11 protein-coding genes are annotated in these 13243 nt (G+C 43.1%); 7 read left to right on the top strand and 4 right to left on the bottom strand.

Going from position 1 to position 13243, the window contains the following annotated elements:
* The first annotated feature begins 321 nt into the window (after positions 1 to 321).
* From FOR85_RS11995 to FOR85_RS11985, 3 genes are all read left to right on the top strand, one after another.
* Positions 322 to 540, top strand: a complete 219-nt coding sequence (locus FOR85_RS11995; protein ID WP_105246437.1) for a dodecin family protein — start codon at positions 322 to 324, stop codon at positions 538 to 540.
* A gap of 217 nt (positions 541 to 757) precedes the next feature.
* Complete coding sequence (locus FOR85_RS11990; protein WP_144298094.1) at positions 758 to 1813, top strand: 5'-nucleotidase; 1056 nt, start codon at positions 758 to 760, stop codon at positions 1811 to 1813.
* Positions 1814 to 1854: 41 nt separating this feature from the next.
* Positions 1855 to 2460, top strand: a complete 606-nt coding sequence (locus FOR85_RS11985; RefSeq protein WP_144298093.1) for a rhomboid family intramembrane serine protease — start codon at positions 1855 to 1857, stop codon at positions 2458 to 2460.
* Here FOR85_RS11985 and FOR85_RS11980 read toward each other — a convergent pair.
* The 3 genes from FOR85_RS11980 to FOR85_RS11970 form a co-directional block, all read right to left on the bottom strand.
* Positions 2457 to 3002, bottom strand: a complete 546-nt coding sequence (locus tag FOR85_RS11980) for a hypothetical protein (protein ID WP_144298092.1) — start codon at positions 3000 to 3002, stop codon at positions 2457 to 2459. The two genes, FOR85_RS11985 and FOR85_RS11980, sit on opposite strands and share 4 nt — an antisense overlap.
* Before the next feature lie 126 nt (positions 3003 to 3128).
* Entirely contained in the window at positions 3129 to 4997 is a 1869-nt protein-coding gene (locus FOR85_RS11975) for a sodium:solute symporter family protein (RefSeq protein WP_144298091.1), read from the bottom strand.
* Between the two features lie 4 nt (positions 4998 to 5001).
* A complete protein-coding gene (locus FOR85_RS11970) occupies positions 5002 to 5262 on the bottom strand; it encodes a DUF4212 domain-containing protein (protein ID WP_144298090.1) in 261 nt (86 codons plus the stop codon).
* Positions 5263 to 6056: 794 nt separating this feature from the next.
* Here FOR85_RS11970 and FOR85_RS11965 point away from each other — a divergent pair.
* Positions 6057 to 7553 (top strand): sodium:alanine symporter family protein, encoded by a 1497-nt coding sequence (locus FOR85_RS11965; RefSeq protein WP_068406960.1) that lies wholly within the window; start codon positions 6057 to 6059, stop codon positions 7551 to 7553.
* 108 nt (positions 7554 to 7661) lie between these two features.
* On the opposite strand, the gene FOR85_RS11960 is transcribed toward FOR85_RS11965, so the two are convergent.
* Positions 7662 to 9299: an electron transfer flavoprotein-ubiquinone oxidoreductase gene (locus FOR85_RS11960; RefSeq protein WP_144298096.1), complete on the bottom strand. Its 1638-nt coding sequence runs from the start codon at positions 9297 to 9299 to the stop codon at positions 7662 to 7664.
* 677 nt (positions 9300 to 9976) lie between these two features.
* Between FOR85_RS11960 and FOR85_RS11955 the strand changes: the two genes are divergently transcribed.
* The 3 genes from FOR85_RS11955 to FOR85_RS11945 all read left to right on the top strand — a co-directional run bounded on the left by FOR85_RS11955 (position 9977) and on the right by FOR85_RS11945 (position 13016).
* Positions 9977 to 10711, top strand: coding sequence for a DUF1285 domain-containing protein (locus FOR85_RS11955; RefSeq protein ID WP_373681956.1), 735 nt, complete (start codon positions 9977 to 9979; stop codon positions 10709 to 10711).
* Between the two features lie 44 nt (positions 10712 to 10755).
* The gene (gene murI / locus FOR85_RS11950) at positions 10756 to 11760 is read left to right on the top strand and encodes a glutamate racemase (RefSeq protein ID WP_144298088.1); all 1005 of its coding nucleotides are present in this window, start codon (positions 10756 to 10758) and stop codon (positions 11758 to 11760) included.
* 227 nt (positions 11761 to 11987) lie between these two features.
* On the top strand, positions 11988 to 13016 hold the full coding sequence (locus FOR85_RS11945; RefSeq protein ID WP_223808630.1) for a DUF4062 domain-containing protein: 1029 nt from the start codon (positions 11988 to 11990) through the stop codon (positions 13014 to 13016).
* Positions 13017 to 13243 lie beyond the last annotated feature (227 nt).

The raw sequence follows: 13243 nt of genomic DNA, 5'->3' as shown, positions 1-13243 counted from the left end.
CCCGAACTCAGAAGTGAAACATCATCGCGCCAATGGTAGTGTGGCCCCGGCCATGTGAGAGTAGGTCATCGTCAGCTCTCTATTCCTGAATCGCCCCTCAACTTAATTGTTGAGGGGCTTTTCTTTGTCTAGCGGTTGAGGTTAGAAAACTATTTTACATATCCTTAATACATAACTTAACAGCTAGGTATTGTTGAGATGACTTATTAAAGCTATGATTATTACAGTTCATGTTATCGATGCAGGATTACTAGAGAAACATGGGCTTTTATAAATGAACTTAATATCATAAAAATTAATAATCACAAGGATGAAATGATTATGACTATTGCAAAGAATATTGAAGTAAGCAGCACCTCAGAAACAAGTTTTGAAGACGCTATTCAAAAAGGCGTGGCGCGTATCGCCAAAACCGTTAACAATGTTCAAGGTGCTTGGGTAAAAGAGCAGAAAGTTGGTATTACCGATGGTAAGATTAATAAGTATCATGTCATTATGATTGTGAGCTTTGTCATTAATGAAGATACTGACCTTAGTTAATCATTATTAATAATATAGAATTACTTATAGACCTGATTTATTAAAAAATAAAAAGCCTGTGTATGCAGGCTTTTTTTATGTCTTTTAATCCGTCATAAAACAAAGGTTTACTCATAGAAATTTCTTAACATTATAGATTGAGGTAGATGTAGTAAACTGGTCGTTTGATATTTTTAACATAATTTTTTTAACAAAGTTTTTATAAATAGAGAAAGCTATGGCAGTTGATTTTACCAATACCTTGATCGTTGCGATATCAGCAACCGCTTTATTTGATTTATCAGAGTCTGAAAATCATCTGATAGCATTATTACAGCAGCGACCCAGCGAGGCGATTAAAGAGTTCCGTGACTATATGGCTGAACGCGAGAATGATTCGCTCAGCATTGGAGCCGGCTATCCGCTTATTAAAGCATTGTTAAATTTGAATAATTATTGCCATGATTGCGAGGCGCAGGACGCAGGTATCGAGACGCCATTGGTAGAAGTGGTTATCGTCTCAAAAAGTAGCCCTGATACAGGTATTCAGGTGCTTAATGCAATTCGTGAACATGGTTTAACTATTTCTCGCTCGGCATTTATATCCGGAAGCCCTATAGCGCCTTATATTAAAGATTTTAATGTGGATTTGTTTTTGACCACCAATCGTGATGACGCTCAGCAAGTTGCCGATGCCAATATTTGTGCCTGTGCGATATTAGATGCCACACCAGTAAATACTTATGAGCTCGATACTAAGCAGCTGCGTATCGCATTTGATGGTGATGCGGTATTGTTTGATGACTCAGGTGAGCTGCTTTATAAACAAAAAGGGTTGCGGGCTTTTCATGAGCGTGAAGCCGAAATGCAGGATTTGCCGATAGAAAAAGGACCTTATGCAGAGCTGTTGATTAAGCTGTCAAAAATGCAAGAGCGATTGCCTGCAAGCTTGCATACTTCTCCCATGAAGATAGCGTTAGTCACTGCCCGTAATGCCCCTGCGGACTTACGGGCGATTAAAACGCTACGTGATTGGGGTGTTGATCTCGACATGGCATTTTTTTTGGGCGGACTTGAAAAGACGGCAGTATTAAAAACCTTTGCGCCACATATCTTCTTTGATGATTCGGTTAAACATATTGATGCCGCGCGTAATTTTATGCCAACGGCGTTGGTTCCTTATCATTCGACCTCTTTGCTGCATGCCAAGAGTGTATTAACGGCAGAAGAAGACACCTCATCATTGTCATTTAAGCCTGTAAAAAGCACATTGTCTTCTGTGAGCGAGCAATAGGGTTTTAATTACATTCAAAGGTTTAAAAGATAAGGTTTGTTATGAAGTGGCAGCAATTATTTAGCTTAATAACGCGCAGAATTAAGCAAGTTTTTGGCTTATATGCGTTTGTTCTTATACCGATGTGGGGCATGTTTTTTCTCAATGAAACGCTGCTTTTCGGGCTATGGAATATCTTTGGGATTGTGCCACGGGCGTTAGACTTAGGTAGTATGATTGGGGTGTTTGCGTCATGGACGATGCATGGCAATTTTTCTCACTTACTTGGCAATACGTTGACGTTATTACAAATTTTATTTTTGTTCGGACTATTTGAAAATAATGCTTATCGTACGGTAATTAAATTGATCGTGGCGTCAGGATTGGCGACTTGGATTATCGGTTCGCCATTGTCGATTCATATCGGCGCGTCGGGGCTATGTTTTGCGATGCTGGGTTATATGATAGGCGGAGCGTTATTTGCGCGGCGCTGGGGTTATCTGCTTGCTTGCATCGTCATGGGAACTGGTTACTGGTTGATCATCAAACAAGGTTTGATGCCGCAGCAAGGTATCTCATTGGCGGCGCATTTTGGCGGACTATGCGCCGGCTTATTATTGGGGGCAAACTCAAAGCATGCTTATACCAGTAACAATATGCGTTATTAATTCTTATTGATACAAACGTTGATATATAACGGATCATTTTTTTCTAATGGCCGCCACTTAGTGGTTTGATTCACATGCTCATCAATGCTCAGCTTACTATCCTTTTCTTGCAATACATAATCGGCGCGAGCGGGGGCAGCACAGTCAATAACTTGCGGTACTTGCTGCACACTTCGACGTCGCTCAAACAAATATAAATTCACCAAATAAACATCTGGATTATCAGCATTAGCGCGCGCGTGCCCACTGTCTGCGGCCATAAAACGAAAGGTTTGTGGTTTGATATATGACCAAGGACGAAACCATGTGCTCTGTTCAACTTTTTTCACCACATGCACGCCGTTAGGTAGTTGCGCAGTTTGCTGCTCGAACCAGCTATATTCTTGGCTGATTTGAAAGCCAAAAATACCAATCGCCCCAAATAATGGAATCAGCCATCTTGGGGCTTTTTTTCCTGCCAGTTTGCTGAGATGAGTTATGATTAGTGCTATCCCAGCCATACCAAATCCAGCAGCTATGGTGGCGATAAACTCAAAAAGCATAAGATTTTTCCTTAACGCCATCAGCGCATTTAAAACCAATTCATAAAAAGATAAAAAAATCACTCACAAGCAGTTGCTGCCGGTGAGTGATTATCTTACAAAGAATAGCACATAATATCGTCTAGATTAGTGATCGATTGCGCCGCCAGCTCCACGTGGAGAACGAACACTTTCAACCAATTCTTGGATATGTGCTGGTGGTGGCGTCGTTGCATAAGAAACAATAAATGCCACGATAAAGTTCAGTAATGCACCAACCGCACCAAATGATAGTGGCGAGATACCGAACAACCAATACTCTTCTGTATCAGGGAAGCTTGCTGTACCACTGATAAAGAACCAGCCTTTAAAGATAAAGATATACACCAAGATACTAATCAAGCCCGTCAACATACCAGCGATAGCGCCCAAGTTGTTAACACGTTTTGAGAAAATACCCATCATCAGCGCAGGGAACAGTGACGCACCTGCAATACCAAAGGCTAGTGCCACAACCTGTGCGGCAAATCCTGGCGGGTTAATACCAAGCCAAGTCGCAACCACAATCGCAATTGCCATCGTGATACGGGCAACTTTTAGCTCGCCTGCATCAGTAATGTTTGGATTTAAGTTACGTTTAATCAAGTCATGACTGATTGCTGATGAGATAGCAAGTAGTAGACCCGCTGCCGTTGAAAGCGCTGCTGCCAAACCACCGGCGGCGATAAGACCAATAACCCAACCTGGTAGCTGTGCAATTTCCGGATTGGCCAATACCAAGATATCAGCGTTGACATCAAGCTCGTTACCTTCCCAGCCTCTATCGACAAAGATACCATCACGCTCTAAAGCATGTTCAGCTTTTGCTTCTTCAACCGCCGCCGTCGTTGCCGCAACATCACCGCCGTCAGCTGTTGCGGCAGCCAATGCTAGCTCTGCTGCACCAAGTCCGCTATCGCTATATAACTGAATACGACCATCGTTATTTAGATCGTTATATTTAATAAGACCGGTATCTTCCCATGTTCTCATCCAATCTGGACGTTGATCATATTCGATCGCAGGGGCATCAACACCTTGTGGATAAATGGTATCGATTAGGTTTAAACGTGCCATCGCACCTACTGCCGGAGCAGTAAAATAGAGTAGCGAGATGAAAACTAACGTCCAACCAGCTGTCCAACGGGCGTCAGCAACTTTAGGAACGGTGAAAAAGCGAATGATAACGTGCGGTAAACCCGCGGTACCAATCATCAGTGATAAAGTAAACAGCACCATATTTAGCTTGTTTGGCACGTCAGCGGTATAAGCAGTAAAGCCTAAGTCGACGACGATTTGATCAAGCTTAGCTAAGATAGGAATACCGGCTTCCACATGGTTCGAGAACAAACCAAGACCCGGAATCGGATTGCCTGTTAATTCAAGTGAGATAAACACCGCAGGAATGGTATAAGCAATCATCAGAACAATATACTGCGCAACCTGCGTGTAGGTAATCCCTTTCATACCACCAAGTACGGCGTAGAAGAAAACAACGACCGCGGCAATAATCAGACCCGTGGTATTATCCACTTCTAAGAAGCGTGAGAATGCCACCCCAGCGCCGGTCATCTGACCGATGACATAAGTGGTTGAGGCAATAATCAAACAAACCACGGCAATCATCGCTGCGGTCTTAGAATAAAAACGGTCGCCAATAAAATCTGGAACCGTGAACTTACCAAATTTACGTAGGTAAGGCGCAAGCAGCATGGCCAGTAGAACGTAACCACCCGTCCAACCCATCAAATAAGTTGAGGCCGCATAGCCGCCAGTAGCAATAATACCTGCCATCGAGATAAATGACGCGGCACTCATCCAATCAGCAGCCGTTGCCATACCGTTTACTACAGGATGGACGCCGCCGCCAGCAACATAAAACTCACTGGTTGAACCTGCACGTGCCCACCATGCAATACCGAAGTATAAAGCGAAAGATAGACCTACAAAAATAATATTAATCGTAAATTGACTCATAGGGCTATTCCTCGTCTACACCATATTGTTTATCTAACTTATTCATACGCCACGCGTAGAAGAAAATTAAAATGATAAATACGCCAATGGAACCTTGCTGAGCGAACCAAAATCCTAGGTCAGTACCGCCTATTCGAATCCCTGTTAATAATGGTCGAAATAAAATACCGAAACCGTATGAACAGAGGGCCCAAATAATGAGGCAACCTATAATGAGACGGATATTGGCACGCCAATAACCAGATGGATCGTTGTGGTTTTCCATAGGACAACTCCTTTTGTCTTGCCTAAAAACATAATATTTGATTTGAGCTTAATAAGTTATTCTTGTCTATCGCTTTAAGCGAAATTGTGTCTATAAAAAAACCATCCTATAGATGATTCATACAAAATGACTCAACAGCTTAGCTGAAAAAATGCGCACAAATGAAAAATAATAAAAACCAAATACTAAAACGTGAACCAGTCATAAAGCGATTTAATAGTCATTTATTTAACATTCAGCTGACTTAATCAAATAAACAACATCATAAATGCTAGGGTTTTTAAGAGTGTCTTGCAGAAAAAAAGGGGATTTATCGAGGAAAAACGATGAAGGTCAACAATCCGCTGTCTTTTTACGATCCCGTCTTCCTGACAAGAGTCTTAAAGTTGTTAATACGTTAGTCATTCATACCAATAAATCAATATCAACCGAATGCTAATATCTATAAAATCCACTCTATCATAGTTAAAAAACGTGGTCGGTAATAAAGTAGACTTCTATAAGTGTTTAGAACATTTAATATTACTGAAATCGTACAATAAATGTCTAACCAATGCTACTGATTTGTTACATTCTCCATTCTATAGGACTTCAATAGTAAGTGACATTTATTTCGGAAATAGTTTTTTTAAATTAATAAAAAAATTTGATAGTAGTAGGCGTCTTAATCTCTATAGAATGCACACGGCATCTTATTAGTAGAGATGCTTAGCAGAATTATGAGCGTTATAATCAGTTAAATGTGTTTCTATATAAAAATAAGTAACATTTATAAACGTAAGTGAGGAGTAGGTATGAGTGACGGCATAGCAGGCTGGTTTAATAACATCGTGAATTACGGCGTTAGTATTATCTGGGGTAATAACGATTGGTTAATCGCCAGCAATCCTTGGTATGGATTGTTGATGTTTGTGTTGATTGGGGCTGGTCTATATTTCACCGTTGCTACGCGTTTTATTCAGTTTCGTCACTTTGGTCATATGTGGCAATTATTACGGGTGTCAAACCAAGGCCGTAAAGATGGTGGTATCAGCTCGTTTGAGGCGCTGATGACGTCTTTAGCGGCGCGTGTCGGTACCGGTAATCTGGCAGGGGTAGCGATCGCTATCTATCTTGGTGGACCGGGCGCAGTATTTTGGATGTGGATGACGGCGCTCGTCGGTATGTCGACCAGTTTTATCGAGTCAACCTTAGCCCAAGCCTATAAAGTGCCGCATAATGACAATGTTTACCGCGGTGGACCGGCTTACTATATCGAAAAAGGTTTGGGCAAGCGCTGGCTGGCGATATTTTTCTCGCTTTGTTTGCTGGTTGCGTTTGGTTTGGCGTTTAATGGCGTGCAGTCGAATACGATTGCGCAGGCGACCAATGAAGCGTTTGGTGTTCCAACATGGATGACAGGGTTAATACTGGTCGCGCTCGTCGCCCCAGTGGTATTTGGCGGACTACGCTCGGTTGCACGTATTGCAGGTAAAATCGTGCCAGTCATGGCGATTCTTTATATCTTGTTGGCGCTTTATATTATTATCACCAACTTTAGCGAATTCCCAGCAGCCGTTGCCTTGATCGTAAAATCAGCCTTTGGCTTTGAGCAAGCGGCGGGCGGTGTGATTGGTTATGGTATTGCGCAGGCGATGATTAATGGTATCAAGCGTGGTTTGTTTTCGAACGAAGCGGGTATGGGTTCAGCGCCCAATGCCGCAGCGACGGCAAAAAGCCATCCTGACCATCCAGCGGTGCAAGGCTTTATGCAAATGCTCGGTGTCTTTATGGATACGCTGGTTATCTGTACGGCAACCGCGGCGATTATTATACTTTCAGGTGTCGTCGATCCAAATGTCGAACAAGAAGGTATTCAATTAACCCAGTTGGCACTGTCGCAGTATGTGGGCGATATGGGCGTAGTTTTTGTCGCGATTGCAATTTTCTTCTTTTCGTTTACCTCTATCATTGCCAACTACAGCTATGGCGAGTCCAATCTTGAATTTATCTCTGGTGAAAAAAATGCCAAAGTCATGATTATGATTTTCCGTTTTATGGTTTTAGGCATGGTATTTGTTGGTGCTATTGCTAGCTTACCTGCTATTTGGAACTTCGCTGACTTATCAATGGGTCTCATGGCACTCGTCAACTTGATAGCGATTTTAATCTTGTCGCCAGTGGCGCTTAGAATTTTGCGTGATTATGAAAGACAAATCAAAGAAGGCAAAACCGGCGAGCAAATCAAATTCGACCCCGATGACTTTGTAAAATTAAGAGATGAAGCCAATCGTGATGCGTGGACTGATTAGTATTTTTTAGTAAGCTAAAAAGTTATGCTGTCGAAGCTATAAATATAAAAAAACCGCCCTTATATTAAGAGCGGTTTTTTATTAAGCCATAATTATCTCAAACATGATTTACATGTTTGGATAGTTAGGACCGCCGCCGCCTTCTGGCGTTACCCAAGTAATGTTCTGTGACGGGTCTTTGATATCACAGGTCTTACAATGCACACAGTTTTGCGCATTGATAACAAACTTAGCACCTTCGGCATCTTTCACCACTTCATAAACGCCAGCAGGGCAGTACAGACGCGCAGGCTCAGCATACAGCGGTAAGTTAATTGAAACAGGCACCGTAGGATCGGTGAGTTTCAGATGCGTCGGTTGGTCTTCAGCGTGGTTGGTGTTGGAGATAAAGACTGATGACAGCTTATCAAATATCAGCTTACCATCTGGCTTAGGATAGGTTGGCTGATAAGCATGCGCCGCACGCTCTAGCTGATCATAATCTCTCTTATTATCATGAATGGTCAAAGGCATTTTACCGCCAAGCAAATTTTGCTCGATAAAGGTAAAGGCGCCGCCCATCCATTGACCCATACGGTGCATGGCTGGGGCAAAGTTACGCGCTTCGTAGTTGTCTTGATACAGCCATGATTCTTTATACATGGTGCTATAGGCAACCACGTCGTCATACTCACGGCCTGCTTGTAACGCTTCAAAAATCGCTTCAGCCGCCAACATACCTGACTTCATTGAGGTGTGCGTACCTTTGATTTTGGCAGGGTTTAAGAAGCCTGCATCATCACCGACCAACACGCCACCTGGGAAGGTGAATTTTGGTAAGGAGTTTAAGCCGCCTTTGGTCAACGCACGCGCGCCGTATGACAGGCGTTTGCCGCCTTCTAAGACGTTGCGAATGACTGGATGAAGTTTTAGGCGCTGCATCTCATCAAACGGTGACATATAAGGGTTTGAGTACGATAGGTCGATGACCATACCAAAGCTGACTTGGTTGTTTTCATCGAAGTACAACCACCAACCGCCAGATGAGCCGGTATCCGTTAATGGCCAACCTGAACCATGCATGACCACGCCTTGCTCGTGCTTCTCTGGGCTGACTTCCCATAGCTCTTTTAGACCGATACCATAATGCTGAGGGTCTGAGTCTTTATCAAGCGCGAAACGGCTGATGAGGCGCTTGCCCAAATGTCCACGGCAACCTTCGGCAAAGATGGTATATTTACCTAGCAGCTCGTAACCTGGCTCAAAGCTCGGCTTGGCTTCACCATTGGCAGCCACGCCCATGTCGCCTGTCAAAACCCCTCTTACCGAACCGTCATCATTATATAAAATCTCATCGGCAGCAAAGCCTGGGAACATCATGACTTCAAGCTCTTCTGCTTGCTCAGCTAACCAGCGAACGACGTTGCCCAATGAGACAATGTAGTTACCTTCATTGTGCATGCTGGCGGGTACGATAGAATCAGGGAGCTTGGTTGCTTTGGTCGCAGAACCGAGCATATAAACGCGGTCTTCAATGGCAGGTACGTTTAGTGGCGCGCCTTTTTCTTTCCAATCTGGTATCAGCTCGTTTAAGGCGCGCGGCTCAATAACCGCACCAGATAAGGTGTGCGCACCAAACTCTGAGCCTTTTTCGACCACACAAACCATGAGCTCATCATTGCCCGCTGCAAGAGCAAGCTGACGCAGACGAATGGCCGCTGATAAACCCGCTGGGCCGCCGCCGACGATGATGACATCAAATTCCATTGATTCACGTTCGATTTCAGGCTCAGTAGTTTCTGGTTCTACGGCTGGCTCGGGCGTTGCTTCTGTTGCAGTAGTGGATTCTACTGGCTCAGCGGCAACTCCTGTCGCCTCAGTTGCAGCGCTTTCTTCAGTAGTGGCGACTTCTTCTACGGCTACATCAGTATGTGCGATGTCGCTATTTACAGTGTCGTTACTGACAATGTCATTATTAACAACGTCGTTGCTAACAGTGTCATTATCAACAACAGGCTTTTGATTGTCTTGCTCTTGCATACCTACTCCTAAACTTTTAGTGGCTTATCTCAGGGCATCATTAGCTTAACAATTGAATAATAAAGCTTGCGGCGCTAACGTTACTCAGACATATGGCTGCCCGATAAGAACTGTCTTTGCGGCATCAATTGACGACGTTAAGCGTACAAAGATTGACGTAAAATCTAGCACCCATAACGTAAAATGTGTTGTTAATTCAACACCCACTGAACCATTGCAAATAAATAATCGTTACTCATTATAAAAGAAAAGTCCTACAAACACGATACGCATTTCTGGGTATCAATGTTAAGGTAAGAGGGAAATAATGGGGGTACAATGACGATAGGCTTTCATCATACCCGAAACAAAAATTTATAGTAATAATAGATGCGCCAAACTTTGATTACTACATAAAGGATTTTATGATGAATGACGATAATAAAAACGACAATTCTAATGATAAAGATAGCCTCAAAGTCACGAATGACAAGGCATCTGCGCCAAATGGTATGGATGCTTTGAGTCAGTATTTTAAGTCAGCGCCAAGTATACGCGAAGGGCGCGCTATACCGCCGCTTGAGAACTGGCATCCTGAGCAAGTAACGGACATGGATCTAACCATCAAAGCCAACGGCGAGTGGTGGCACGAAGGCGGGCACATGACCCGTCAGTCATTAGTCAGTTTGTTTGCCACTATTTTGTGGAAAGAAGAAAATAATGGCGCGGTTGAGTATTTTTTAAAGACGCCGGTACAAAAACTGCGTATCCACGTAGAAGATGCGCCGTTACTGATTAACGATGTTGGTATCGTTGAAGAACAAGGTGAAAGCTGGCTAGAATTTACGACCACCACCGGTGATGTAGTGCGTTTAGATGATGAACATCCGATTAGTTTGCGTGCTTATACAATGAAAGACTCTGATGACAATAGCCATTCTGACAAAAGTAAGAATAGAGAAGACAATGAAAGTACAGAAAGCTCTACGCAAATTCGTCCTTATATGATGGTACGAAACGGCTTGGAAGCATTGATTGGACGTAACGCTTTTTATCATTTAACAGAAATTGGTGAATTGACAGAGCGTGAAGGTGAGACGATACTAACGCTGCAAAGTGGTGATAACGCTTATACGTTATCAATGCCATCAGATTCATAATAGACTATATTTAATACTTATATAAGAACGGCGGTAAGAAAGCAATGAAGGTTGCCGTAAAAGCAGTGCCTGATAATACAAGCCTTGATATTATTGATAGCCTTGAGACGCACAAAACCACATTTATTAATGATAGTTTTAAAACGCTTAAAGCAGATGATAGCGTGATAAATAACGCGCTTAAAAAGGAACGCAGTGCGCCAATCGGCTTGTTCGATTCGGGCGTCGGCGGCTTGTCGGTCTATCTACATCTGTCTCAGCAATTACCGCATGAGCGTTACGTTTATTATGCCGATACCTTGCATGTACCGTATGGCAATCGTGATAGTGAAGACATTAAAGCCTTAACGCTCGCTGCAGTGGCATGGCTATACCAACAAGGCTGCAAGCTTATCGTCATCGCCTGTAATAGTGCTTCGGCGTATGCGTTAGAGACTGCCAGACGCTATTATCCGCAGCTGCTTATTGTTGGTCTGGTGCCTGCTTTAAAACCTGCGGTATTGGCCAGCAAAACTCATCACGTAGCCGTATTGGCAACGAAAGCGACGTTAAACGGTGCGCTACTAAATGACGTCATTACCAATGTTGCCATTCCTCATGCCACCAGAGTCTCCAAATACTTTGACCCAAACTTAGTCCCTTGGGTTGAGTCAGGTATGCCTAAAGACAGCAAAACGGCTCAGGATTTACGCCTGCAATTGCAGCAATTTTCGCAAGATGGCGTCGATCAGTTGGTATTAGGCTGTACCCATTATCCATTTTTTAAAGCGTTTTTACGCCAAGAAATTACTCAGCAGCAGTTAGCGCTACATATTGTCGATTCGGGGCATGCAATCGCTGAGCGCGTTAAGCAGCTATTGATAGCAGAACAGTTGTTAGCATTACCCGTTAAGGTATCAGCTAATGAAGCGTTAAATGGCCTAGCGACCGCTATAGATATACCGCCGGCTTTGACTTTTTATGCGACTAAGTATGATAAACAGCTCGGCGCTGTAGTGCGACGTTTATTGGGTAAACAGTCTCGTATACAGTATATTCTTTCGCCTTAAGCCCTTTTGTTTTAGTCTAATAGGGTTTTTTGCCTGTGCAATAGTGAAGTAGCTGTTATAATCCCGCAATATATTAGTGGAATTAGCAATAAATTAAACGTATTTGCGTAATATAATGCTAGGCTAGTATTTGCCAAACAGAATATTAGACAGGCTCTGATGCTATGGCTTTTCGATAACAATCGAGATAACTTTCATTTATATGACTAATAAGTTTAGAGGTGATTGTGTCAAACCGTCGCTATCATATTCACGTCATATGCGCTGACAACGACCAACTGTTGGTTTTAGACAGTGTGGCGATGTTTTTCCAAGGCCGCGCATTTTTAACCTATGACGTTTCTAGCAAATTACCCAAAGCGGCGTTATATGGTCGCCAGTGTATCGATGCTTGCGATTATGCGCTGATGATAATCGGTGATAGCTATGGCACGGCGCAAAATACTGGTGTCAGTCAAATGCATTTGAGCTATCTCAATGCCAAAGCCAACCTCAAACCCTTGTTAATATTGGTCAAAAGTCATCATAACGAGGTCAATATCAGTCGGCAGCTGCAAGAATTCACCAACATGGTGACCAAAAAAGCCGATAAGATTTATTACTATGAAACAGAAAATGATATCGAGCAGCTACTCATTCAGGCCTTCTATAAAATGGTCGCCAATCATGAAGTAGGGGACGGCTGGGTAAGAGTGAGCGACGAGCTGATGAAAGCCAATAAATCGGCACTGGCCGAAGAAACGGCCACGAGCTTTTCTACCAAGAAAGCCGAACTTACCCAATCTCGCCCTGCTGTTACCGATCATTTAGCAGCCGATAGTGTCAGCAAGCCACTGGTGCTGACAGACACTTTTGAGATTCAGTACAAAGCCCAAGCCTATGAAGGCGGTAATTTAACCGACGTCACCCGCCCTATGACTTTATCGTGGCAAGAAGTGCTCATCGCCTTAATAAAAATACCGGCTACCTTTTCAAGCTATGGTTTACAGAGCGCCATTAATCGCTTAATCGCAGTCAAAGCTGAAACAGATATCAAAAATGACATGCCAAATGTTCACGCGGTGGCACGTTGTCAGATTTATCAAGATGACTTAAACCAATTACAGCGGCAGTTGGTGGCGGCTAACTGGATTCAACTCACCACCTATGGCACGCACGTGTCACAAGAGCTTTGGAAACTCACCTTTTATGCGAAGAGCTTATTGACAGGCACTGACGCCAACACTCCTAGTGCGCCAACTTTACCGCTTAGCTAGGGCAAATGCTCTCTGCTCTATTTATAATTTTATGGATAAAAAATCCATTTATAAAGCCGGCGCTTACCCTTTGTAATACAAAGCATACGTCTCTGTAGTTGTGAAGCTGAGCAATACCCGTAATAATAAGCGTATAAATACATAATAATGACCCCACTCTCAACTTCGAAAGTGATTGAAAAAAGAAGAGCACCTCACTAATCTATTGTTTTCGACCAAGAATACAA

Origin of the sequence: Psychrobacter sp. YGAH215, assembly GCF_007280595.1 — a bacterium.
Classification (GTDB): domain Bacteria; phylum Pseudomonadota; class Gammaproteobacteria; order Pseudomonadales; family Moraxellaceae; genus Psychrobacter; species Psychrobacter faecalis.
Note: the sequence above shows the minus strand (reverse complement) of the source record. Positions and strands in the feature narration are given on the sequence as shown.